Source organism: Ruegeria sp. CE6 (assembly GCF_056537485.1).
In genome coordinates this window covers 1,007,157-1,030,912 of record NZ_JBQFRR010000002.1, presented here as the reverse complement: position 1 = coordinate 1,030,912, position 23,756 = coordinate 1,007,157, and the positions used below count along the sequence as shown (strand labels likewise).

25 protein-coding genes and 1 riboswitch are annotated in these 23,756 nt (G+C 58.7%); of the genes, 9 read left to right on the top strand and 16 right to left on the bottom strand.

Annotation, left to right across the window (positions count from 1 at the left end; translation table 11 throughout):
• Positions 1-22 precede the first annotated feature (22 nt).
• Positions 23-1,696 carry a hypothetical protein gene (locus ACR0DK_RS13565; RefSeq protein ID WP_480736636.1) on the bottom strand — a complete coding sequence of 558 codons (1,674 nt, stop codon included), beginning with the start codon at positions 1,694-1,696 and terminating at the stop codon, positions 23-25.
• A gap of 120 nt (positions 1,697-1,816) precedes the next feature.
• On the opposite strand from ACR0DK_RS13565, the gene ACR0DK_RS13560 reads away from it, so the two are divergent.
• Positions 1,817-2,524, top strand: a complete 708-nt coding sequence (locus ACR0DK_RS13560) for a thiamine diphosphokinase (RefSeq protein ID WP_480736561.1) — start codon at positions 1,817-1,819, stop codon at positions 2,522-2,524.
• On the opposite strand, the gene ACR0DK_RS13555 is transcribed toward ACR0DK_RS13560, so the two are convergent.
• From ACR0DK_RS13555 to ACR0DK_RS13540, 4 genes are read right to left on the bottom strand one after another with little or no spacing between them, the layout of a single operon-like run.
• A complete protein-coding gene (locus tag ACR0DK_RS13555) occupies positions 2,469-3,383 on the bottom strand; it encodes a DMT family transporter (protein WP_480736559.1) in 915 nt (304 codons plus the stop codon). The two genes, ACR0DK_RS13560 and ACR0DK_RS13555, sit on opposite strands and share 56 nt — an antisense overlap.
• A gap of 45 nt (positions 3,384-3,428) precedes the next feature.
• A complete protein-coding gene (locus ACR0DK_RS13550; protein ID WP_170421044.1) occupies positions 3,429-3,845 on the bottom strand; it encodes a GFA family protein in 417 nt (138 codons plus the stop codon).
• Between the two features lie 27 nt (positions 3,846-3,872).
• A complete protein-coding gene (locus ACR0DK_RS13545) occupies positions 3,873-5,246 on the bottom strand; it encodes an L-serine ammonia-lyase (protein ID WP_170511074.1) in 1,374 nt (457 codons plus the stop codon).
• A gap of 1 nt (position 5,247) precedes the next feature.
• Positions 5,248-5,949 carry a glutathione S-transferase family protein gene (locus tag ACR0DK_RS13540; RefSeq protein ID WP_480736557.1) on the bottom strand — a complete coding sequence of 234 codons (702 nt, stop codon included), beginning with the start codon at positions 5,947-5,949 and terminating at the stop codon, positions 5,248-5,250.
• Between the two features lie 167 nt (positions 5,950-6,116).
• Between ACR0DK_RS13540 and rpiA the strand changes: the two genes are divergently transcribed.
• From rpiA to ACR0DK_RS13510, 6 genes are all read left to right on the top strand, one after another.
• On the top strand, positions 6,117-6,902 hold the full coding sequence (gene rpiA, locus ACR0DK_RS13535; protein ID WP_170421048.1) for a ribose-5-phosphate isomerase RpiA: 786 nt from the start codon (positions 6,117-6,119) through the stop codon (positions 6,900-6,902).
• A 129-nt stretch (positions 6,903-7,031) separates the two neighbouring features.
• The gene (gene gor, locus ACR0DK_RS13530; RefSeq protein ID WP_170393558.1) at positions 7,032-8,390 is read left to right on the top strand and encodes a glutathione-disulfide reductase; all 1,359 of its coding nucleotides are present in this window, start codon (positions 7,032-7,034) and stop codon (positions 8,388-8,390) included.
• 72 nt (positions 8,391-8,462) lie between these two features.
• A complete protein-coding gene (gene hflK, locus ACR0DK_RS13525) occupies positions 8,463-9,605 on the top strand; it encodes an FtsH protease activity modulator HflK (RefSeq protein ID WP_170393723.1) in 1,143 nt (380 codons plus the stop codon).
• Positions 9,605-10,501 (top strand): protease modulator HflC, encoded by an 897-nt coding sequence (hflC, locus tag ACR0DK_RS13520; protein ID WP_170393556.1) that lies wholly within the window; start codon positions 9,605-9,607, stop codon positions 10,499-10,501. Before hflK ends, hflC begins: the two co-directional genes overlap by 1 nt.
• A complete protein-coding gene (locus ACR0DK_RS13515; RefSeq protein WP_170393554.1) occupies positions 10,501-10,695 on the top strand; it encodes a DUF2065 domain-containing protein in 195 nt (64 codons plus the stop codon). The genes hflC and ACR0DK_RS13515 overlap by 1 nt, the downstream gene beginning before the upstream one ends.
• A gap of 179 nt (positions 10,696-10,874) precedes the next feature.
• Positions 10,875-12,317 carry a Do family serine endopeptidase gene (locus ACR0DK_RS13510; protein WP_480736634.1) on the top strand — a complete coding sequence of 481 codons (1,443 nt, stop codon included), beginning with the start codon at positions 10,875-10,877 and terminating at the stop codon, positions 12,315-12,317.
• A gap of 229 nt (positions 12,318-12,546) precedes the next feature.
• Here the strand turns inward: ACR0DK_RS13510 and ACR0DK_RS13505 are convergent, their stop codons facing one another.
• The 5 genes from ACR0DK_RS13505 to ACR0DK_RS13485 form a co-directional block, all read right to left on the bottom strand.
• Positions 12,547-13,215, bottom strand: coding sequence for a Crp/Fnr family transcriptional regulator (locus tag ACR0DK_RS13505; RefSeq protein WP_170393550.1), 669 nt, complete (start codon positions 13,213-13,215; stop codon positions 12,547-12,549).
• Between the two features lie 109 nt (positions 13,216-13,324).
• The gene (locus ACR0DK_RS13500; RefSeq protein WP_170393548.1) at positions 13,325-13,930 is read right to left on the bottom strand and encodes an inner membrane-spanning protein YciB; all 606 of its coding nucleotides are present in this window, start codon (positions 13,928-13,930) and stop codon (positions 13,325-13,327) included.
• Positions 13,931-13,946: 16 nt separating this feature from the next.
• Positions 13,947-14,849, bottom strand: a complete 903-nt coding sequence (locus tag ACR0DK_RS13495; RefSeq protein WP_170393546.1) for a DMT family transporter — start codon at positions 14,847-14,849, stop codon at positions 13,947-13,949.
• A gap of 88 nt (positions 14,850-14,937) precedes the next feature.
• A complete protein-coding gene (gene ftsY, locus ACR0DK_RS13490; protein WP_170645841.1) occupies positions 14,938-16,077 on the bottom strand; it encodes a signal recognition particle-docking protein FtsY in 1,140 nt (379 codons plus the stop codon).
• Between the two features lie 58 nt (positions 16,078-16,135).
• Positions 16,136-16,774 carry a lysoplasmalogenase family protein gene (locus tag ACR0DK_RS13485; protein ID WP_480590768.1) on the bottom strand — a complete coding sequence of 213 codons (639 nt, stop codon included), beginning with the start codon at positions 16,772-16,774 and terminating at the stop codon, positions 16,136-16,138.
• Positions 16,775-16,915: 141 nt separating this feature from the next.
• Here ACR0DK_RS13485 and ACR0DK_RS13480 point away from each other — a divergent pair, with 141 nt between their 5' ends.
• Positions 16,916-17,311, top strand: coding sequence for a hypothetical protein (locus ACR0DK_RS13480; protein ID WP_170393540.1), 396 nt, complete (start codon positions 16,916-16,918; stop codon positions 17,309-17,311).
• Here the strand turns inward: ACR0DK_RS13480 and ACR0DK_RS13475 are convergent.
• Complete coding sequence (locus ACR0DK_RS13475; RefSeq protein WP_170465498.1) at positions 17,287-17,949, bottom strand: glutathione S-transferase family protein; 663 nt, start codon at positions 17,947-17,949, stop codon at positions 17,287-17,289. The genes ACR0DK_RS13480 and ACR0DK_RS13475 overlap by 25 nt on opposite strands.
• Before the next feature lie 3 nt (positions 17,950-17,952).
• Positions 17,953-19,437 (bottom strand): exodeoxyribonuclease VII large subunit, encoded by a 1,485-nt coding sequence (gene xseA, locus ACR0DK_RS13470; protein ID WP_170465496.1) that lies wholly within the window; start codon positions 19,435-19,437, stop codon positions 17,953-17,955.
• 74 nt (positions 19,438-19,511) lie between these two features.
• Here xseA and purD point away from each other — a divergent pair, with 74 nt between their 5' ends.
• The gene (gene purD, locus ACR0DK_RS13465) at positions 19,512-20,774 is read left to right on the top strand and encodes a phosphoribosylamine--glycine ligase (protein WP_480736552.1); all 1,263 of its coding nucleotides are present in this window, start codon (positions 19,512-19,514) and stop codon (positions 20,772-20,774) included.
• A gap of 94 nt (positions 20,775-20,868) precedes the next feature.
• Here purD and ACR0DK_RS13460 read toward each other — a convergent pair whose 3' ends face one another.
• The 4 genes from ACR0DK_RS13460 to ACR0DK_RS13445 form a co-directional block, all read right to left on the bottom strand.
• Entirely contained in the window at positions 20,869-21,567 is a 699-nt protein-coding gene (locus ACR0DK_RS13460; RefSeq protein ID WP_480736549.1) for an FG-GAP repeat domain-containing protein, read from the bottom strand.
• 92 nt (positions 21,568-21,659) lie between these two features.
• Positions 21,660-21,983: a 2Fe-2S iron-sulfur cluster-binding protein gene (locus tag ACR0DK_RS13455; RefSeq protein ID WP_170393530.1), complete on the bottom strand. Its 324-nt coding sequence runs from the start codon at positions 21,981-21,983 to the stop codon at positions 21,660-21,662.
• Between the two features lie 136 nt (positions 21,984-22,119).
• Positions 22,120-22,746 (bottom strand): GNAT family N-acetyltransferase, encoded by a 627-nt coding sequence (locus ACR0DK_RS13450; protein ID WP_480736547.1) that lies wholly within the window; start codon positions 22,744-22,746, stop codon positions 22,120-22,122.
• A 60-nt stretch (positions 22,747-22,806) separates the two neighbouring features.
• On the bottom strand, positions 22,807-23,496 hold the full coding sequence (locus tag ACR0DK_RS13445) for a glutathione S-transferase N-terminal domain-containing protein (RefSeq protein WP_170596014.1): 690 nt from the start codon (positions 23,494-23,496) through the stop codon (positions 22,807-22,809).
• 130 nt (positions 23,497-23,626) lie between these two features.
• A riboswitch (SAM riboswitch) is annotated at positions 23,627-23,704 on the top strand.
• The last annotated feature ends 52 nt before the right edge of the window (positions 23,705-23,756 follow it).

Sequence of the window (23,756 nt, the reverse complement as noted above, 5' to 3'; positions counted from 1 at the left end):
GGGTATTGGGGGGATCTTGGTGTCAGCCAGCGGCACGCTCGTCGTCGTTCGGGCGGAACCCGATTTGGGTTGAGGCGGCGAAACGGCCACCTCCGGCCTTTTCGATTTTGCCGTCCCGCAGCAACTGACCGAATGAGCGCAAGCTTTCTTCGCGGTTAAACGAGTCCTGCTTGAGCGAGCGAACTTTGTTCATCAGCTGTGGACGCGAGAACTGCTCCTGACCTTCGATGAAGGACAGATAAGCCGCGGCAGCTTCCAGCAGGTCGAGTAGTGATTGGGCACCCTGTTCTTGCGCAAAGGCTGCAAAACCAACATCTTCATCTGCAGATTCCTCGTCCGCCGAGGTGACACGGCGCGGTGTCACCGGGCCGGTGTCAGCCGTTTCGGTATCCACCCGCTGTTCAGCCACCAGTTTCAATGGTGCGGCAGCATCCGGGGTGGGGCGTTCACTGGTGACCTCGATCTCGGGTCGGCGTGGATTGACGACCGAGGCCAGATCACCGCGATAATCATCCTCGGGGGTCTGAGATTTGTCTGCGCCATCTTCGCGGTCTGCTTCGGTTGCAGCAACGGCAGTGCGCAGGTGAGAATATGTTTCGCGCTGGCCGCTGGTGGCAGGATCATCCATATGGGCGCCCGCTTCGTCCATCAGGCGCGAGACGTCCTGATCCAGACCCGTCATATCGGGCAGCTCAGCCGTCGTGTTTGCCGCCAGCTCGGTTTCTACCAGCGCCATTTCGTCAAGCAGCAGCGCCTCATCCTCGGCCGAGATGACGCCATGGGTGAGGCCGGTAAGATCCGGTGATGTTTCATCTTCGTCGGTGTCGTCCTGGCCATTCAGAATGTTTGACGGGCCTTCGTCTTCAGTTTCAGGGTCGTCGTCGAGGTCCGAGAACAACACGTCCTTGTCCGTGACATCGGCTGCCGGCTGTTCGGGCGCTTCGTCCTCGTCTTCAAGTTCGGCAGTGATCGCCGGTGAGATGATCGGGGCTGCTTCGACTTCGTCCTGCTTGATGGCGGCAGGCGCGAGTGGTTCTTCGTCCTGAACGGGCAGCTCAGCGATGGTTGCCATTTGCTCGGGTTCGGCAGGCTGTTCGACCTGCGGGGCCGTTGCCGGAGCGTCGTCCGTAGCAGTGTCTTCCAGATCGGCCGGGCTCAGCGCGCCGGACTCAAAAGCGGCAGAGATTGCATCGACCTTTGGCTTCACAGGCTGCAGATAGCTGACGTCTTCGTCTTCAGAGTATCCGGCAGGGGCAGCATCGGAATGCGAAACAACAGCCCGGATTCGCTGCAGCTTGGCTGCGATACTGTCAGCGGCGGGGGCATCGTCGGATTGCGGAGCAGACGGAGCAGGGGGAACAACATCCGCGACAGGCTGAACAGGTTCATGTGTTGTGGCTGGCGCAATTGCAGCGGGGGTCGGTGCTGCAACCGGGGCGGTTTCCGTTGCGCGCAGCAACAGGCCGGTCTCGTTCTGGCTGGCTTCAACCTTCTGTGCGGCGTCCCGCTGTGCGATCCGGGTCAGCATCTCGGCGTCAGGCTGAGGAGGTTCCGATCCGAAGTATCGGTCATCCGCTGCAAGGTCCCGGAAATACTCGGCGATCGCCTTCATTGTTTCAAATGAATCGTCAAAGCCTTCGAGGGTGCACGAGAAGGTGCCGTATGAAACGGTGAGTACCTTGTTGTTCTGTACCATCAGACGCATGTCCTTTACAAACTACCAGGTCGATTACCAGACACAGCAGGGGCAACCGACTCGAAACTCTAGCCATGAAGCTATCATTTTGTGGTTTCATTATGTCCAAAACTGGAAATTATGGTCAATCTTGTGGAAAATGGGGCAATTGTTCGCTCTGGCGGGCCAATCGGGCTGTTTGGCGGGGGAGAAATCTGTTCAGAGGATGTGAATCTGGTGCTAAATCGCGTCAATTCTGCCGTTGCGGCGGATGGCGGTGCGGCTGCGTTGATTGATTCGGGACGGATGCCGGACGCAGTGATCGGCGATTTGGACTCGATTACGGCAGAATATCTGGCCCGGATTCCCAAGGATCGGTTGTTCCAGATATCCGAGCAGAACAGCACCGATTTTGACAAGGCGCTGCGCAATATGGACGCGCCTGTGGTGCTGGCAGCAGGATTTCTGGGCGCGCGGGTGGATCATCAGTTGGTGGCGTTCAATACTCTGGTTCGGTTGCAGGATCGGCCTTGTGTCCTGTTGGGCGCACGAGAAATTGTCTTTCATGCGCCACCCAGGATCAGTCTGGAGCTCACAGCAGGAGACACGGTTTCATTGTTTCCGCTGCGGCGGGTGACCGGGCGCAGCGAGGGGCTGGAATGGCCGATTGATGATCTGGTGCTGGAACCGGACGGGCAGGTCGGAACCTCTAACCGAGCGCTAGGAGCGCTAACGCTTGAGGTCAATGGACCCGGGTTGCTGACGATCCTGCCGCGCGCGGCGTTGGATCAGGTCATGCAGGCGTTTCAGTCGGGCCGGACCGAGCGTTGGCCCGCTCGTGCAGGATAACGTAGAGCCCGGCCGCGATGGTGATGCCGATGCCTAGCGCGGCCAGCCCGTTTGGCAGATCGTGGAAGATCAGCCAGCCGATCAGGGTGGCGACCGGAATCTCTAGATATTGCATCGGGGCCAGAGTCGCAGACGGCGCATAGCGCAGAGACCATGTCATCAGCAGATGCGCCACGGTGCCCAGCACACCGATTCCCAGCAGCAGCCAGAGCGTCTCGGCCGTGGGCATCGTCAGGGACATTGCGGGCAGGCCGATCTGGGAACCCAGCAGGACAATCGGAAGCAAAAAGACGGTAGCCATGGCCCCCGATACAGCCTGCAGCGCAACCGGGTCTGTTTCCTTGGCGATCTGCCGCGTAACCAGCATGAACAGGGCGAAGACCACTGCGACGATCAAGGGCAACAAGGCAGGCGCGCCCACTTGTGCAAAGCTAGGCTGGATCACCAGCAAGGTGCCAATGAATCCCACGACACAGGCGATCAAACGACGGGGGCCGACCTGTTCGCCCAGAACGTATTTGCCCAACAGCAGCATGATGAAAGGCATTACAAAGGCGATGGCCACGGTATCGGCCAGCGGCATATATTGCAGCGCTGTGAACATCGCTGCGATCCCAATGATGTGCAGAAGGGTGCGGATCATCGTCAGGCGCAAAACGCGCGGCGTCATCTTCCATGGCTTGCCGGTCATCGCGATCAGTGGGATCAGGATAATCGCCTGAACAGCAAACCGCACCAGTACCAACAGTCCCAAAGCTGTGGTTTCACCCAACAGCTTTGCCATCCCGTCACCAAGCGGTGCGAGCACGCAAAAACCGAGCATCAATATGATGCCGAGAACGGGGCGATCCTGAGTCATGTGCGCGACGCTAGCGGTTTCGCGGCAGAGGGGGAAGCTCTGATCTCAGGTGTCGGGCAGGGGTTGGACTTTGGTGTAATCCGGGCCGATGCAGGTGGGCAGGCCGTCACCAAGCTGCAGCCAGCTAAGCTTTTCCTCATGCGCGACATGCAAGGTCGGGCTGAGTACTTCGGGATTTTCCAGTGTCGCGACGTAGAGGTGCATCACATCCGACATCACCGTGGACCGGAAGGATATCGGCGTGCCGCAATGGGGGCAGAAACTGCGCTCGACTCCAGGTGAGGAATTGAAGCGTTTCGGCTGCTCACCGGTCCAGCGCCAATTGCCGTCGCGCACGCCGAAATAGGTGGTCATCGGAGCGGCGCATTGGCGACGGCAGCTGTCGCAATGGCATGTGACACAGGACAGAACCGGAGGGTCAACCTCGTATCCAATCTTGCCGCACAGGCAATGTCCGCGCATGTCACCCCACTTGTTCTTGCTGTCAGATCAGCAGTTCGGCACGTTGACGGCCAACCCGCCCAAAGAGGTTTCCTTGTACTTCTCGTGCATATCCTCACCGGTCTGGCGCATCGTTTCAATGGCCGCGTCCAAAGGCATAAAGTGCTTGCCGTCGCCGCGAAGCGCCAGCGATGCGGCAGAGACGGCCTTGATCGCACCCAGGCCGTTACGCTCGATACACGGCACCTGCACAAGGCCCGCGACTGGATCGCAGGTCATGCCAAGGTGATGTTCCAACGCGATCTCGGCGGCATTTTCAACCTGCTCAGGCGTACCGCCCATCACGGCGCACATGCCTGCCGCAGCCATGGCTGACGCGCTGCCAACCTCGGCCTGACAGCCCGCTTCAGCGCCCGAGATCGAAGCGTTGAACTTGACCAGACCACCGATGGCGGCGGCGGTCAGCAGGAAATCCTCGACATGGCTTTCGGACGCGCCGGGCACGTGATCGAGGTAATAGCGCAGAACTGATGGCAGCACGCCTGCCGCGCCATTTGTAGGGGCGGTGACAACTTGCCCACCGGCTGCGTTTTCCTCGTTTACGGCCATGGCGTAGACGCTCATCCAGTCGTTGATCGTATGCGGGGCATTCAGGTTCATGCCGCGTTCCGCCAGCAGGGCATCGTGGATGCCCTTGGCGCGGCGGCGCACGCTGAGACCACCGGGCAGGATGCCATCCGTTTTTAGCCCACGCTCGATGCAGTCATTCATGACCTGCCAAAGACGCGCGGTGCCTTTGGCAAAGCTATCCGCGCAACCGCGCGCGATCTCATTTTCGCGCTTCATCTGAGCGATGCTTTTACCGTTGTCTTTGGCCATTTGCAGCATTTCGGCGGCGGATTTGAACGGGAAGGGCACAGGCGCACCTTCGTCAGTTGCCTTGCCTTCGGCCAATTCCTCTTCCGTAAGAACAAATCCTCCACCGATGGAGTAGTAGACCTGACGCAGGATGACATCGCCTTGTGCGTCAGTGGCCATCAGGATCATACCATTGGCATGACCGGGCAGATTGTTGTCGTAGTCGAAGATCAGATCGGCTTTGGGATCAAAGCTCAGCGTCGGCAGGCCTTCGGGTGTCACCGTATGGGATTCTGCGATAGCTGCCAGTGTGGCTTCGGCCTTGTCGTTGTCATAGGTGTCAGGCACAAACCCGGCGAGGCCCAGAATGGTAGCGCGGTCGGTGGCGTGGCCGACGCCGGTAAAGGCCAGCGAGCCGTGCAACGAGCCGCGCAGGCCCGAAAACTCGAACGGTGAGGCGCGCATCAGGTCAAGGAACCGTGCGGCGGCCACCATCGGACCCATGGTGTGGGAAGAAGATGGGCCGATGCCCACTTTGAACATATCGAAGACAGAGAGAAACATATCAGGTAGCTGAGCCTTCTGGAGGGTTGGCGTAGGTCGGCGAGGTGAAGGGAGTGACCCCCAGCCCCTCGGCGGCAATGGCGGCGCGGGTCGACGGGTTTGATTCTAGCTGCATCAGGATTTTTTGCAGATAAGGCGTGTCGGCGAGTTGATACCAGCTGCGGTCCGCCTTAGCGGGATAAAGCGCCATCCAACGCATCATGCAGGCGACATATATCGTCAGGACTGACGGGTGATCAGCACTGAACCAGTCGGGCGCTTTTTGGGCTTGAGCATCCAGCAGATTCAGGTGCTGCCGCAGCCGGGGGCGGATGCCGGAGCGTAGTGTATCGGCCTGATCTGCCGCGATGTATTTCTCGGCATAAAACAGGATTCGCAGGTCGGCATGCAGGGTATTAGAGGCGAAGAACAGCCACTTCAGGAATGCCGCCCGATCAGGGCTGACCTGTGTCGGGGCCAATTGCCCATGCGTATCAGCCAGCCACAGCAGGATTGCGGCGGTCTCGAAGATCGGACCCTGGGGCGTCTCCAGCACCGGGATCAGCCCGTTCGGATTCAACGCCCGATACGCCGCACTATTCTGTGCATCGCGGGCGCGATCGACCAGTATGGTCTCATAGGGCAGGCCCATCTCTTCCAGCGCCAGTCGGATCACCAGCGAGGCGTTGTCTGGGGCGTAGTGCAGGCGGTATGGCGATTCCATGGCGACTATCTAGGGGGTCTGGCGATCACAATAGAGGCTGATTGCGACGTTTCCTATCGGAAACGCGTATTTCAGCGACATGTTAGCACAGGTATGGCGTGTTTTGCCTCTCGCAGTTGCGCGGGGCATTCCGTATAAGTCTGGCAGTATTCTTGGGGGAAGCTGCCATGACCAGAGACTTGTCGCCCATCGACAAAGCGAAATACGTTGCTGCCTGTCGCGCCGCCGATCTTGTTCAGGACGGGATGCGTGTGGGATTGGGGACAGGCTCGACCGCCGCATGGTTGGTGCGCCGCCTGGGTGAACGGGTGCGCGATGGAGGGTTGAAAATCAAGGGCGTTCCGACGTCGACCGCGACGGCGCAATTGGCGCGGGAAGAAGGGATCGAGGTCGTCTCGCTGGATCAGGCCGGCTGGTTGGACCTGACAATCGACGGCGCGGATGAGTTTGATGGCGAGTTCAACCTGATCAAGGGCGGTGGTGCTGCGCTGTTGCAGGAAAAGATTGTGGCCACAGCCAGCGATCAGATGGTGGTGATCGCGGATGCAGGCAAAGAGGTTGAGACGCTGGGCGCATTCCCTCTGCCGGTTGAGGTGATCCCGTTCGGCTGGCAGACCACCCGCACCCTGATTGAAGAAGCGCTGGACACAATGGATGTGCTGGGCACCTCGGTCACTTTGCGCATGAACGGTGAGGCGCCCAAGGTTACAGATGAGGGCAATCACATTCTGGACCTGCATCTCAAGCGGATCGGCAATGCCCGCCAATTGGCACTGGTAATGAATCAGATCCCGGGTGTGGTCGAAAATGGGCTGTTCATTGATATTTGCGACAAGGTTGTCATTGGTTATGGCGATGGCCGGGTCGAATTGCGTGATATCAATGAGGGTACAGTCCTGACCGATATGCTGGGTGACGGTGGGGACAACCTGTTTTCCGATCTGGCGGACTAAAGATCAGGCAAGTAGCGCGATAAACTGCAGAAGAAAAATCACTATTTCCCGCGTCAGGGGTTGGCAGTTCAGGATTTGCGCCCAGATATCCAGTGAATTTTGGCCACGCGGAATAAAAGGAACTCGTACATGAGCTTTGACTATGATCTGTTCGTCATCGGAGGCGGCTCGGGCGGAGTTCGCGCGGCACGGGTGGCGGCGGGTGAAAACGGCGCCAAGGTGGCTCTGGCGGAAGAGGATCGTTACGGCGGAACCTGCGTGATCCGTGGCTGTGTACCCAAGAAGCTGATGGTTTTCGCTAGCGAGTTCGCGGATACGGTCGGGGACGCGCAGGCTTATGGCTGGGACATGCAGCCGGGTGCGTTCAACTGGAACACTTTCAAAGTTAAGCTGCACGCAGAGCTCGATCGGTTGGAAGGTATCTACCGCAATATCCTGAAGAACAATGGTGTCGAGAGTTTCGACCAGCGCGCCCATGTCGTTGATCCGCATACGGTGGAACTGGCTGATGGTACCCGCAAGACAGCCAAGCATATTCTTGTCGCAACGGGCGGTCGTCCGGTTGTACCCGAGTTCCCCGGATCTGATCTTGCGATCACCTCGAATGAGATTTTCCACCTGGAGGAACTGCCCGAATCCATGCTGATCGTTGGCGGTGGCTATATCGCCTGTGAATTTGCCGGGATCATGAATGGGATGGGGGTCAAAACGACTCAGTTCTATCGCGGGGCGCAAATTCTGCGGGGCTTTGATGATGAGGCGCGCGGGCTGATCAGTGAAGAGATGTGCCAGAACGGCATCGACCTGCATCTGGGCACCAACGTGCTTGAGATGAAAAAGCAAGGCGACAAAATCTGGGTGAAGGCCACAAATGGCTCCGAGCAGCTGTTCGACGTTGTGATGTATGCCACGGGTCGCGCGCCGAATGCGGATGATCTGGGGCTTGAGGCTTTGGGCGTCGCGCGCGGTCGCAAGGGTGAGATCATCGTGGATGAGTACAGCCAGACAGGCGTGCCCTCGATATTTGCCATTGGTGATGTAACCGATCGGGTGAACCTGACCCCTGTGGCGATCCGCGAAGGCATGGCCTTTGTCGAGACCGTCTTTAAAGGCAACCCAACGCCCGTTGATCACGAACTGATCCCGACCGCGATCTTTACCCAGCCGGAAATGGGTACTGTGGGCCTCAGCGAGGAAGCGGCTGCGGAACAGGAACCGATTGAGGTTTATGCGACCTCATTCAAGCCCATGCAGAAGGCGTTTGCCGGAGGCACACAGCGCGTGCTGATGAAGCTGATCGTGTCGCAAGAGACGCGGAAAATACTCGGCTGTCACATCGTTGCGCCGGGCGCGGGTGAGATGATCCAACTTGCCGGAATTGCCGTAAAGATGGGTGCCACCAAAGAAGATTTCGACCGTACGGTTGCAGTTCATCCGGTGATGGCCGAAGAACTGGTGACAATGCGGCAACCTGTGCGCACGGCTTGATTTGCAAGCGCGCGCACACACGTTACAAGGGAACCCGTGATCACACGGTCCAACACAAGGGAAAAGATACATATGGCGGGCAACAGCGGCGGCCCCTGGGGGGGCGGAGGCTCATCCGGAGGCGGAGGAAATCGGGGTAACAACGGGGATGGGCGCAAGCCCCCCGAAGGTGACGGCCCGCAGATCCCCGAGATCGATGAGCTGATGAAAAAGGGCCAGGAACAGCTGCGCGTCCTGATGGGCGGTCGTGGCGGCGGTGGCCGTGGTACAAATGGTTCGGGCGGCGGCGGTGGCCCCGCGTTTACCAAAGGGACCGTTGCGATCGGTCTGTTGGTTGCGGCAGGTCTGTGGGGGCTAGCAAGCTTTTATACAGTCAAACCCGAAGAACAATCTGTAGAACTGTTTCTGGGTGAGTTCTCGGCTGTCGGAAATCCGGGTCTGAACTTTGCGCCTTGGCCGTTTGTGACCGCCGAGGTCATTCCGGTCACCCGCGAACAGAACGAAGACATGGGCGGTGCCCGTGGCAGCGACGATGGTCTGATGCTGACCGGCGACGAGAATGTGGTCGATATCGACTATCAGGTTGTCTGGAACATCAATGACCCGGCGAAATTCCTGTTCAACCTGCGTGATCCGCGCCAGACGATCCGCGCCGTGTCTGAATCGGCGATGCGTGAGATTATTGCCCAAAGCGAACTTGCGCCGATCCTGAACCGGGATCGCGGTATCATTGCTGATCGCCTGCAGGAACTGATTCAAGAGACAATGGACAGCTACGATTCGGGTGTGAACATCGTTCGTGTGAACTTTGACAAGGCTGATCCACCGCAGGACGTGATTGCCGCGTTCCGCGACGTTCAGGCCGCCGCGCAGGAGCGTGACAGGTTGCAGAACGTCGCTGACGCCTATGCCAACCGCGTTCTCGCTGAGGCGCGTGGTGAAGCCGCGCAGGTACTGGAAGAGGCTGAAGCTTATCGTGCCCAGCAGATCAACGGTGCACAGGGTGAAGCCAGCCGCTTTAGCGCGGTTTTGGAGGAATATTCCAAAGCACCTGATGTGACCCGCAAACGTCTGTATCTGGAACGCATGGAGCAGGTGCTGGGTGATGTGGACAAGATCATTCTGGATGAAAACTCGACAGGATCGGGGCAGGGCGTTGTGCCTTATCTGCCGCTCAACGAGTTGCGCCGTAACCCTGCAGGGGAGAGCAACTGATGCGTAAGACAACGTTTATTCTGCCGATCATCTTTCTTGCGATAGTCGGTGTTCTGTCCTCGATCTTCATCGTGGACGAGCGTGAGCGCGCTCTGGTTCTGCAATTTGGTCGCGTTGTTGCGGTTAAGGAAGATCCGGGGCTGGCATTCAAAATCCCGCTGATTCAGGAAGTGGTACGGTATGACGACCGTATCCTGTCGATTGACGTTCAGCCGCTGGAAGTGACGCCTCTGGACGATCGTCGTCTGGTGGTCGATGCCTTCGCACGCTACCGGATTTCTGATCTGGAACAGTTCCGTCAGGCCGTTGGTGTCGGCGGTATCCCGGTTGCCGAGGATCGTCTGGACCGCATTCTGCGCGCCGAAACCCGCGAAGTACTGGGTTCGGTTTCGTCCCGTGACATCCTCAGCTCGGATCGTGCCGCACTGATGCTGCGTATCCGCAACAGCGCGATTGCACAGGCACGTGCGCTGGGCGTGAACGTAATCGACGTGCGTCTGAAGGCGACTGATCTGCCGCAGGCCAACCTTGAGGCGACGTTTGACCGGATGAAGGCAGAACGGGAACGTGAAGCGACCGACGAACGCGCCCGCGGTAACGAAGCCGCGCAGCGTGTGCGCGCGCAGGCCGACCGGACCGTGGTTGAACTGGTTTCCGACGCCAACCGTGAGGCCGAGATCATTCGCGGTGAGGCAGATGCCGAACGCAACGCGATCTTCGCCGAAGCCTATGGTGCCGATCCGGAGTTCTTTGAATTCTACCGTTCGCTGACCGCCTATGAGAATGCCCTGCAAGGCAGCAACAGCTCGTTGATCCTGAGCCCGGACTCGGAGTTCTTCAACTACCTTGCTTCTCCGACCGGGCGTCGGGCTCCGGCAGCTGCGGCCGCTGAGTGATGGGCATGATCCTTCTGGCCTTCGGGCTGGTACTGATTGTCGAGGGGCTGGCCTATGCGCTGGCCCCTTCGCTTATAGAACGCATGCTTGAGGCGCTGCGCGCGTTGCCGGAACAGGCGCGGCGGCTGGTCGGGCTGCTTTGTGTGGTCAGTGGGCTGGTGCTGCTGTGGGGCGCATATCAGGTCGGTTTTTGATGCGATGGTTTCACGCACCGGTGATTTCCCCGCGATCCCGAGTTGCGGGCCGGGACAAACTGACTACATTGGTTGCAAAGAAGGGCATCCGGGTGATGCCAATAGAGAATTAGTCAACAAGGAGACCCCAAGTGCAGGCTAAGGCGCGCAGTGTGTCCGTCCGACGGGACGATTTTGTTATGAAGATGCGGCTGATGTGGCTGACGTTAGTGGGGGTGCTGCTGGTTTTGGCTCAATCCGTGTCCGCGCAGGCGCGGGGTGATAGCCTGGCGCCGCTGGCTGAACAGATTAGCCCTGCGGTGGTCAATATCACCACGTCGACGCTGATCGAAGGCCAGACTGGCCCGCAAGGGATCGTGCCTGAGGGCTCACCATTCGAAGACTTTTTCCGAGAGTTTCAGGATCGCAATGGCGGGGACAATGAAAATCGTCCACGTCGCAGCAATGCGCTGGGCTCGGGCTTCGTGATCTCGGAAGACGGCTATATCGTCACCAACAATCACGTGATTGCCGAAGCCGATGAGATATTGGTCGAGTTTTTTCCCGGTGATGGCCAGCCCGCGAAAGATTTGGTTGCCAAGGTAATCGGCCGGGACGAAAAGACCGACATCGCGCTGCTGAAAGTCGAGGCGGAAGGGCCGCTGAAATACGTGCAGTTCGGTGACAGCGACATTGCCCGCGTGGGCGATTGGGTGATCGCGATGGGGAACCCGCTGGGGCAGGGCTTTTCGGTGTCAGCAGGGATTATCTCGGCCCGGAATCGGGCGCTGAGCGGGTCATATGATGACTACATCCAGACAGATGCTGCGATCAACCGGGGCAACTCGGGTGGGCCGCTGTTCAACATGAATGGCGAGGTGATCGGCGTAAATACGGCGATCCTGTCGCCCAATGGCGGCTCGATCGGGATTGGTTTCTCGATGGCTTCGAACGTGGTGATCAAGGTCGTTGATCAACTGCGTGAGTTCGGGGAGACCCGCCGCGGTTGGCTGGGCGTGCGCATTCAGGACGTGACCGAGGATATGGCCGAGGCGATGGGGCTGGACAAACCCGGAGGTGCGTTGATCAGCGATGTACCGGACGGCCCGGCAAAAGAAGCGGGCCTGCTGGCAGGAGACGTGATCATCAGCTTTGATGGTGTCGAGGTCGAGGATACACGCGGTCTTGTGCGGCAGGTGGGAGAGACCACCGTTGGCAAATCTGTGCGTGTGGTCGTGCACCGTGATGGAGGCACCCAGACTGTGCTGGTGACGCTGGGCCGCCGCGAAGACGCCGAACGTGCCGAGAACGGCGAAGAGCCGGAAGCCGAAACGCCGACGGAGGAAGACAAGGATATTCTTGGCCTGACCATCGCTCCGCTGGGGGATAGCCAGCGCGAGGAATTGGGTCTGGATGCCGATGCCGAAGGATTGTTGGTGACCAATGTTGATGAATCCTCGGAAGCCTTTGAAAAGGGTCTGCGCGCCGGTGATCTTATCACTGAGGCGGGGCAGCAGAGGGTGACTTCGATCACTGATCTGGAGACGCGGATGGATGAGGCGCGTGAAGCAGGACGCAAATCTCTGCTGCTGCTGGTGCGGCGGGGCGGGGAACCCCGGTTCGTAGCGCTGAGCCTAGAATAATAAACTCAGCGAACAGATCCGAAATTAGAAGGTCGGGATATTTTCCCGGCCTTTTTCATACTTCGTTAAGAAAAAAGCCATATGCCGGGGAAGGCATATGGCTCTGTACAGGGAGAGGTCGGTGGACAGATATCGGGGATGATAAAACCGACCTCCTACGGTAACGGGATTGACCTTAGGGCAATCTTAAAGCTGCGTATGTGAAGCGGATCACATCTGTGCCGAAAATTTAGATTAAATCGGATTCGGCCAGTTGCCGCAGCGCGTCAAAGTCGTGGATCTGCAGCCCGCCGCGCGAAGCTTCGACGACATTGTCGCGTTTCCATGTCGAAATGGTCTTTGACACTGCCTCACGCGTCGCACCGACAAATTCGGCCAATTCGCTCTGCGAAAGCGTGATACGTGCCGTTGGGCTGTCCTGTTGTCCTGCCAGGTGCAAAAGCTTGCGCGCCAGTCGGATCGGCATCGGCAGGAATACCTGCTCGTTCAATTGAGCGCCCATATAACGCATGCGAAGACCGGCCAAGCGGATCAGATCCACCGCAAGGTCAGGATGTTCCCGAATCTGCGCCATCATGTCTTTCTGGCGAACGCGCAGGACTTTGGAGGGCTCAGCTGCTGTTACGGTTGCGGTGCGGGGACCGCTGTCGAACAACGCGATTTCCCCGAACACCTCACCTGGGCGCATCATGCTGAGAGACAGCTTGCGCCCGCTCGACGCAAGAAATGACACTTCGAGCGCACCGGAAAGAATGGCATAAAGCGCATCGCCTTCATCGTCCTGCTCGAACAGGACATCGCCCCGATCCAATGTGACTTCGGTGGCCTGGGCTGCCAGCATGGTGCGCAGCTCTTCAGAGGCTTCGGACAGGAATCCACTGTTGGGAAATGCCATCATTCGGGCGCTGATCTCCGGGGTTGAGTGGTGCGGGTGGTGACCCAACTTTTCACAGCTTCAAGCTTAAGCCAAGAAATTTTGTTAGCTTGTTACGCTTGGGTAAGAACAGTTATTGCTTGTCGGGATCATCCATATAGCTTTGCAGCAGGTTGAACTGCATCATCAGAAACGCCATCAAGGCAATGGGAAAGCCGAAGGTTTCGATCTTGACCCATAGGTCCGTTGACATCGTGCGCCAGACCAATTCATTGGCTGCGGCCAGTACTGCGAAACAGGCACACAGACGCCGGGTGAGGATCATCCAGCCCTCGTGCTGCATGGGTAGCATCTCGTCCAGAACATATGCCAGGTAGGATTTCCCCTGCAAAAGCCCGATCCCGAGGATGGCGGAAAAGAAGCCATAGACCAGCGTTGTTTTCATCTTGAAAAACCGCTCGTCATTGAACCACGCGGTGAGGCCGCCGAAGAAAATCACCATGAATGCGGTGAAAATCTGCATCCGGCTGAGTTTGCCCGTCAGGTACCAGAGGATGCCCATGGCAGCCAGCATCAGCGGCACGAACAGGATGGTGGCGACGATGAACCCAGAATACTCGGTGCCGCCGATCACGAAATTGTCATCACGCAGGCGCAGGTAGATGAAGAAGAAGGCCAGTGGGGGGCCAAGTTCCAGTACCTGTTTGAGGAATGGGTTGATGTCTTTTTTCTCTGCCATGATTCCAACCTGCTGCTTACCCGCCCATTTCAACTATTACTGCGCCGAGTGCAATCAATGCCATCAACGCAATGCGTCTGGGGCCGACAGTTTCTTTCAGCACCAGCCAGCCGATGAGTGCTGCGAAAACGGTGGAGGTTTCGCGCAGGACCGCCGCCTCTCCGACCTTGTCCAGTCGCGTGGCGAGCATGATGGCACCGAAGGACATCGGCGCGATGATGCCGCCCGCGAACCCGCGAAGCATCAGAGGTCCAAGCGCAGGGCGGTGGATCATTGCGCGGTATCTGAGCGCAGCATAGATCGGCATCGCGGCCCCGTCGATCATGAAGAACCACGCTAGGAAGGTGAACGGATCGGCCGTAGCGCGGATACCGTAGGCATCATAGGTCGTATAGAGCGCCACGAAGAGGCCCGTGACGACCGCCAGCACAAGCGCGATTTGCAGCGTATCTCGATTAGTCTCAAGGTAGCGCAGGTTATAGGCGGCAAGGCCGAAGATACCCGCAAGAAGCGTCGCGACTCCAAGCCATTGGATGGCCGAGAAGGTTTCACCGAACAAAAGATAGGCTCCGATCACGGTGAAGAGCGGGCCAGTACCGCGCACGACCGGATAGACAACGGTATAGGAGCCTTTGGTGTAGGCCATCGCCTGCAGCACTTTATAGCCGATATGGATCAGCCAGACGACGCCAAAGATCGGCCACATGTAAGGTTCGGGCCATGGCACGATGAAGAAGGCGAATGGCATCGCCATAAGGCAGTAGCAGGCATCGATCGCCCCGCGCGACATCCACGGGTCGTGGCGGCCTTTTTGCAGTGCACCGAAAACCGCATGCAGGAAGGCCGCCATCAGCGCGAGCGCGAGGGCGAGTTGGTGGCCTGCTTCGGTGCCTTCGAGGGAGATCAGCCAGTCGCTCAAATCGGGGCTTTCGCTTGGGCGGAGAGAGTGGGGGGCTGTCTGCCCCCCACGCCCCCCGAAGGTATTTTCGGCCAGATGAAGGGGCGGATCAGCTTTGCAACCCGGTGAGGGCGGCGGCGAATTCTTCGGGGTCGAACGGAGCGAGGTCGTCGATTTGTTCGCCGACACCGATGGCGTGGATCGGCAGGCCGAACTTGTCGGCGAGGGCGACCAGTACGCCGCCTTTGGCTGTGCCGTCCAGTTTGGTCATTACGAGGCCCGAGACATCTGCCAGATTGCGGAAGGTTTCCACCTGGCTAAGGGCGTTCTGGCCGGTGGTGGCGTCCAGTACCAGCAGGGTGTTGTGCGGGGCGGTGTCGTCGACCTTGCGGATGACGCGGACGATCTTGGCCAGTTCCTCCATCAGGTCGGCGCGGTTCTGAAGGCGGCCCGCTGTGTCGATCATCAGAAGGTCAGCGCCTTCGTTCTGCGCTTTTGTCAGGGCATCGAAGGCCAGCGAAGCGGGGTCTGAGCCTTCGGGCGCGGTCAGCACCGGGACGCCTGCGCGGTCTCCCCAGACCTGCAACTGCTCGACGGCGGCTGCGCGGAAGGTATCTCCGGCGGCGATGACGACCTTTTTGCCCGCGGCTTTGAACTGGCTGGCGAGCTTGCCGATGGTCGTGGTTTTGCCTGAGCCGTTCACGCCCACGACCAGCACCACTTGTGGGCGCTTGGGGTAGATTGGCATGGGTTTGGCCACGGGGTCCATTACGCGGGCGACTTCCTGCGCCAGAAGCTGCTTGATTTCCTGGGTCGAGAGTTTGCGACCAAAGCGCCCCTCGGCCATGTTGGACGTAACGCGCAGGGCGGTGTCGACGCCCATGTCCGAGGCGATCAGAAGCTCTTCGAGCTGTTCCAGCATGTCGTCGTCCAGCGTGCGGCGGACAACGGTCTTGGATTCATTTCGGCCGAACAGGCGACCCATCAAACCCTTGGATTCTGGAACCTCTGGGGGTGGAGGGGCCGGTGTAGGATCAGTTGGGATCGGAGCAGGGGGCTCGACCGGTTGCGGCGCGGGCGTGGGTTCTGGAACTTCGGGAACCGGTTGCGGTTCGGGTTCTGGTTCGGGGATCACCGGATCAGGATTTGGGGTTTCCTCGCCGCCATCCTCGACAATCGCATCCAGCCCCTCTTCGAGGCGCGATGAGGATTTGAACAGCTTGTCCTTGAGCTTTGAGAAAAACGCCATTTTTGGTCTCCGCAGGTGTTCCCCTCACCTAATGCGGATTGGCGGCAGTTGCAAAGGGTCAGGTGAAGGCGATCAGAAACCCGGCTTGGGCAGCCCAGTAAAGCGGCCAGACCAGATAGGGCGTAAGCTTCAGGGTCGGGTGATTGGCAGGTAGCAGGAACTTTTCAGTCGCAAGCGCCAGATCCGAGGCGATGAAGGCCATCGCGGCGGGAAGGGCCCAGCGTAAGGCTCCAGTTTCGGGAAGGGCAAGAACGGTGATGCCCATGCCCAGGATGATTGGAATATAAGCGAGGACGGGGATTTTGAGGTCTCCGGCGCGGGGGGTGAGCAGCGTGGCCATAACGATGCCCAGGATGATAAGGGACCAGAAGATCGCGGGGTGGTCGAAGATCTGTTCAGGGCTGCTGCTGGGGCTCGTCATAAACAAGGCGATATAGGCCAAATGCCCCGCAGCAAATGCACCGATGCCTGCCATGAATGTGCTGTCGGTTTCGCGTGACAGAAGGGCATCACCTATCGCGCAGAAGGTAAGGGCGAGGATCAGGAGCCATGGCGCGCTTGCCAGTATGGCGACGCCTGCCAGCAGCACGACCGATGCTGTTTTCAGCATGCTACGCAGGGTGCCGGCCGGGCGCGCGGTAAGTGGCAGGTAGGCCAGCGCGCAGGCCGCCGCAATCCAGAAAAGAAGTGTTGTCATGGTGCGTCCCCGATGTTTTTGAGTCAATCATCGCCATGATCTCGGCGGTGCATCAAGGCGTGACGTGGAGTTATCTTGCCGATCGCCGCGATGTGGAAAGGTTGAATGGCACTTGTGGGCTGCTTCTGACACAGTGTGGTCATGATCCGAATTTGCTTGATTCTGCTGACCCTTGCCTCACAGCCCGTTGCGGCACAGTCACCTCTGACGGGGTCTGAATTCGATGCGTATACACGTGGAAAAACCTTGTATTACGGATTCGATGGGCAGGCCTACGGGGTCGAACGGTATCTGCCAGACCGCCGAGTCATCTGGTCATTTCTGGATGGCAATTGCATGAACGGAGTTTGGTACGAGCAGGAAGATCAGATCTGTTTCATCTATGAGGATCAACTGGCGCCGCAATGCTGGGTGTTCTGGCAATCCGGGGGCGGTTTGATCGCGCAATTTGAGGGCGACCCGACCGCGACCGAGCTGTACGAGGCCGAGGATATTGGCGAAGAGATGTTGTGCTACGGACCGGATGTCGGGGTCTGAAATGGTCGCAGGTCTTGATAGTCCAGCATGACGTGATGTTGAAACGCGGGCCTTTCGGTTAGCCGTTCATAGTATCGACGCAAATGCGGTAACGGTGCGCGGACGATGTCGATATCGTAGTAGCGGTAAAGAACGTGGCCGAACTGTATATCCGCCAGTGTAAAATGCTCACCCGCAAGGAACGTGTTTTGGTCCAGCTCCTTGTCTGCGATTGCCAGTTTGATTTCCAAATCGCTGACAGCCCGACGGATCGCTGTTTGATCCTGCTGTTCAACGGGTGTTCGCACAATTTGCCAGAACACCGGAACGGTAAACGCCATCGCCACGTTGAGTTTCGCCCATTCGGCCCATTTGTCGATCGTGGCGCGCCGGGTAGGATCTGAAGGCCAGAATGCCTGATCGCCATATTGGGTGGCCAGATATCGCAGGATGGCGCCGGTTTCCCAAAGCGGTGGGTTGTCGCCATCTTGCAGGACGGGGATGGTTTTGTTTGGGTTCAGTGCCCGAAACGCTGCAGTGTCCAGCCCGCCGAAGCGATGGCCAAGATCGTGACGCTGGTATTCTAGGCCAAGCTCACCCACGCACCACATTAGGGCCTGAACGTTCGAGGATGTATTACGGCCCCAGATCGTCAGCATCGATCAGAACAGCGAACCCTGATCGGGCGGCGCTTGTTTGGGTTTCTTGGAGGGGGCTTTGTCTGATGCTCCGGTCTTTAGGCGACCATCGGCGAACTCGATCTCAAGCACAGTGTGACCCGAGGCCTGAGATTTAGTTGTGATGACTTCACCTTCGGCGCGCACGACGGCGTAGCCACGCCCGAGCGTCGCTTTGTAGCTCAGCGTTTCACGTAGGCGGTCGGTGGCGTCCATCTGCTGGCGGAGGCGGTCCAGCCGTGTGGATTGCGCGGCGTTCAGGCGATCGGTCAGTCGGTTGAGGGTATCGCGCCGTGTTTCCAGCTCGCGCTGGATCGGGCGCATTGACAGGCGCGAAGACAGGTTGCGCCAGCGGTCGCGGCGGGTTTCGACAAAGCTGCGCAGGGTCGAGGGGCGCAGGCGGGCCGCACTGTCCAGCAGTTTGACGCGGCGGTTCTGAACACCCCGGATCAGCGCGTTAGGCAGGCGTTCCGAGATCTGGTCTAGTCTTTGGCGCGGGCTTTCCAGCAGTGTGTCTGGGCGCGGCAGCGCGCGCGACAGATCGCGCAGCCGTTGGCTGCGGCGCTGCACGGCGTCCGTTGCCGCGCGCGACAGGCGGGCCCCTTGTTCGTTGGTCCAAGCCAGCAATTCCATACGCACAGGCACGGCAAGTTCGGCAGCGGCGGTTGGCGTAGGCGCGCGGCGGTCCGAGACATAGTCGATCAGGGTGGTGTCCGTCTCGTGCCCGACGGCCGAGATCAGCGGGATTTCTGAGGCTGCAGTCGCGCGCGCGACGCTTTCTTCGTTGAAGCCCCAGAGGTCTTCTATGGACCCACCGCCGCGCGCGACGATAATCAGGTCGGGTCGCGGGAGGGCCCCGCCCGGTGTGAGTTGATTGAAGCCTTCGATGGCGCGGGTCACTTCGGGGGCACAGTTTGCCCCCTGAACCGCGACGGGCCAGATCAGTACTTTGCGCGGGAACCGATCACGCAGCCGATGCAAGATGTCTCGGATCACCGCACCGGAGGGCGAAGTGACAACGCCGATGATCTGCGGCAAGTAGGGCAGGGGTTTCTTGCGTTCAGCCGCAAACAAGCCTTCGGATTCGAGCTGCTTTTTGCGCTTTTCCAGCAATGCCATCAGCGCGCCTTGCCCGGCGACGGCGACTTCATCGACATTCAGGTTGTATTTCGACTGGGCTCCAAAAGCTGTCAGGCGCCCGGTGACGACAACCTCGAGGCCTTCTTCGGGAACAACTGAAAGACCAGAAATCTGCCCTTTCCAAGTTGTGCAGGCCAGCACGTTCCGGTCGTCCTTTATGTCGTAATACAGATGACCCGAACGGGCCTTGAACACGCGGCCCACTTCTCCACGCACACGGATTCGGCCAAAGGTGCCCTCGAGCGTGCGCTTCACCTCGCCTGAGATGTCCGAGACAGTGTATTCGGGGGTGTTCTGACCCGGAATCGGGTCATCTAGCAGGTCGGACATTTCAGCGCCTTGTGTCAAATCTCTGCGCAGCTTAGAACGCCGCGCAGGCAAGGCCAAGCAGATCGGAGCGTTTCATGAATATCCTCATTCTCGGCAGCGGTGGACGCGAGCACAGTCTGGCTTGGGCGGTGATGCAAAACCCCAAATGTGATCGCCTGATTGTGGCGCCGGGGAATGCCGGGATCGCGCAGATCGCAGAGTGCGCGGCGTTGGACATTGAGAATGGCGGTGCTGTGGTCAACTTTGCCGAGGAAAACGCGATTGATTTCGTGATCGTTGGCCCCGAAGCGCCTTTGGCTGCAGGGGTTGCTGACCGGCTGCGCGAAGCGGGTGTGCTGGTTTTTGGGCCCTCGGCAGAAGCGGCGCGGCTGGAGGCCTCAAAAAGTTTCACCAAGGAAATCTGTGACGCATCCGGCGCGCCGACGGCGGCTTATGCCCGGTTCACCGAGGCTGAGCCCGCCAAGGAATACATCCGTGCGCAGGAGGCCCCGATTGTGGTCAAGGCCGATGGGCTGGCTGCCGGGAAGGGCGTGATCGTTGCGATGGACGAGCAAACCGCCCTGGACGCGATTGACGACATGTTCGGCGGAGCCTTTGGTGGCGCGGGGGCCGAAGTGGTGATCGAGGAGTTCATGGAGGGCGAGGAGGCGTCTCTGTTCGTGCTCTGTGACGGAGAGGATATCCTGTCGATCGGCACAGCGCAGGATCACAAGCGCGTCGGCGAGGGCGATACCGGGCTGAACACAGGGGGTATGGGCGCCTATTCTCCGGCCCCGGTGCTGAGCGCCGAGATCGAGGCCCTTGCGATGGATCAGATCGTGCGCCCGACGGTGGCCGAGATGAAGCGGCGCGGGACACCGTTTCAGGGTGTGCTCTACGCCGGTTTGATGATCAAGGATGGTCAGCCCAGGTTGGTGGAGTACAACGTGCGGTTCGGAGATCCCGAATGTCAGGTACTGATGATGCGCCTTGGCGCTCAGGCCATGGACCTGATGCACGCGGCGGCCGAGGGTCGCTTGGCTGAGACGCGGGTGAACTGGGCCGACGATCACGCCATCACGGTCGTGATGGCGGCAAAGGGGTATCCTGGTTCTTATGAAAAAGGCACTGTGATCAACGGCCTGGGCGATCTGGCCGAGGATAGTAGCAACATGGTATTCCACGCGGGGACAAAAGCGGCTGAAGGCAAGGTTCAGGCCGCGGGTGGCCGCGTTCTGAATGTGACTGCGCGTGGGGAAACGCTGAAAGACGCACGCGACCGGGCGTATGACATGGTTGAAGGTGTTGATTGGCCTGAAGGGTTCTTCCGTCGCGACATCGGCTGGCGCGCGCTTTAACTCAGTAGTCGGGCTGCGCCCGGCTTGATGATTTCGGGGCGAGGGGCCAGCCCCTCGCGCTCCCCGAGGTATTTATGGCCAGATGAAGATCGGATCAGCACTTTAGTGCGTTGGCCAGATCTTTGAGACTGTTGAGTGGTCCGAGGTCTTTTTGTCGCCAGCCTTTGCTGTACGAGACGCCTATGATCCGCGACCAGTCGGCGCTGGCGAGGATCAGCTCAGGGTGCGTTTCACATTGGCGCAGACCGCCTGAAATAAAATCTTCTCCGATCCTGTGATTGGTAAGGCCAGGGATTGTCGCGATTTCAATGAGTTCACCGTCTTTGTAACGCCAGATGCGCAGAGTTTTCGCAAGGTGTGGGCGGTCGACATAGGCGATCTCGACATGTCCATCGCCGTCCAGATCGGCGGCACCGATGGGGGCGAGCCAGCGGTTGCGCGTGCCGATATGGGGGGTGGCGGCGATTTTTTGACCATTTATGTCATAGATCGCCAGTTGAGCACCCGTATGCTGCTGGGCCTCTACAACGATGATTTCGGGCAACCCGTCCTGATCGATATCGGCCAGGCGTGGGGCAAGATCTTCGAATACGCGGTCTTCAGGCAGACGTATTGTAACGGTCGAGCGTTTGGAGCTATCGACTTTTCGCCGCGCCGCCGAGGAAATACTTGTTCCGACGCCGATTTCCAAAGCACCGTATTCGATGGCGTCGCCAAGCACCCCATGGGCGTAGCGTGTTGTTGGTTCCGTGAAGCGCGCAGATACTTTGGTTTCGCCGCTGGCTGCGGGCATATTCCCCGTTAGCCAAATGCAAACCATCAGAACAGCGCCGCGCGCCCGACGGTGCCAAAGGCGGTTGGGCTGACGCGGCGCATCAGAGTGCATCAGATCTGCTTTTCGGGCATCTGCACGACCAGACCATCCAGCGCGTCGGTGACCTTGATCTGGCAGGTCAGGCGCGAGCGGGCCGGGTCGGGTTCATAGGCGAAGTCAAGCATGTCTTCTTCCATGTCGTCCTTGGCGGGGATTCTCTCGACCCAGTCAGGATGAATATAGACGTGGCAGGTCGAGCAGGCGCAGGCACCGCCGCAATCGGCCTCGATGCCGGGAATGTTGTTGTCACGGGCCCCTTCCATGACTGTCAGTCCGTTGGCGACCTCGACTGTATGTTCGGTACCGCCATGCTCGACATAGGTGATCTTTGCCATTGCGTGCGTCTTCCTTTTTCGGTTGTCGAATTCTTCCTTAGTGAAGCGAGTTAAGTGTTTCTAGAGGGAATTGCGACTTGAACGGTCGCGCATGAATGTTCTTATCAACAATATTGTAATTGAGCCTGAGCCGATGTCAGAGGCTTTGATCGATCTCGTGGACCATGTGCAGGTGCACACCTATTCCATATTCGTTGTCCAATACGGGCACGCGCGTTTCAATTTCGACGTTAAATCCAATATGCTCATAAAAACTAACGGCTTCATTGTTGGCGGCTACGTCAAGGCATATCTGATTGCACTCGCCCGCCAAAGCTCGTTTTGTTGCTACTTCAAAGAGTTGGCCGGCAATACCAGTGCCATGCATATCTGGACTCACGGCGAATTCGAGAATGTAGTAGGAGTTTTGACGCGGGGCAGGAAACAACCGATCCATCCAATGCAAGGCAGATTTTAGATGAAGCGCTTCATCTTCGCCAAGAGCATTAGCCTGATTATCCACGGAAAAATCGAAATTCGCAGAATACTCTTCGTCTGTATGCCCAATAAGGAGACCCGCAACCTTGTCGTGTTGCATGGCCGTAAAGGCATGTTTGTATGAATACAAACCCTGTTGCGCAGGCCATTCCGTTCCGATGATCTTGTGCAAGACATCCATTTTACCAAACATGTAGCCGTTTAGTTTTGGATCTGTGCTCCAAAGAAGATCGGCGAGAGTCTCGGGCGGAACAGATTTAGAAGCCGATTGTACTATCGCAGTCAAAAGTCACTCCTGATTCTAGCATCCAGAAAATATGACTTGCGATCCAAACATACCCCCTGCTTACCGTTTAAACAAAACGCCCTGTGATTTCTGGTCCCGATGATCTCCCCGCAGGTCTGCGTGCAACGCGCGGCCTGCTATAACCGCAGGACGAGCGCTCATCATGTCCAGCCAACGGGTGAAATGCGGTTTGTCCTCAAGCACCTGTTGCTGGCCTTCCCATAGGCTGGCCCAGCCCCAGATCGACATGTCGGCGATGGAGTAGAAATCGCCGGCGACGTATTCGTTTTCGGCCAGCCTGCGGTCGAGTACGCCGTAGAGACGCCCGACCTCACTGCGATAGCGGTCTTTCGGATAGGGATGGTCTTGTGGCGGGTCCAGATGTGGGGCGTATTTAAGGAAGTGATGCGCTTGGCCGGCCATCGGGCCTACGCCGCCCATTTGCCACATCAGCCATTCCTCGACTGCGATCCTGTCACGTTCGGTATTGCCGTAGAACCGCCCGGTCTTGCGGGCGAGGTACATCAGGATCGCGCCGCTTTCGAAGACCGAAACAGGCGCGCCGTCAGGGCCGTCCGGGTCGACGATGGCGGGCATACGGTTGTTAGGCGAGATCTTTAGAAACTCGGGATCGAACTGGTCGCCCTTGCCGATGTTGATCAGGTGGGTTTTGCAGGGCAGCTCCATCTCTTCCAGAGCGATGGACACTTTCCAGCCGTTGGGCGTGGGCCAGAAATAGAGTTCAATCATGGGGCCTCCTTGAGTTTGGGCGATCATGAAGCTTTCTGCACAAACGGCAAGAGCGCGCCCGGCCGTGTTACGAAAGCGTGACCGGTGATCAGTCGGGCTTGACGTGTTCCGGGGCGGGGCGTAAACGCATCTTCATTCATGTGGCGATTTGTTACCGGATTGCGGGCCACGTTAAACAACACCGCTAAAAGGTCAGGATGAAAGACCCCTTTCGCTTGGCCGCGTCTGGGGTTTTTTGTTTGCCTCCAATGCGGGGCTGA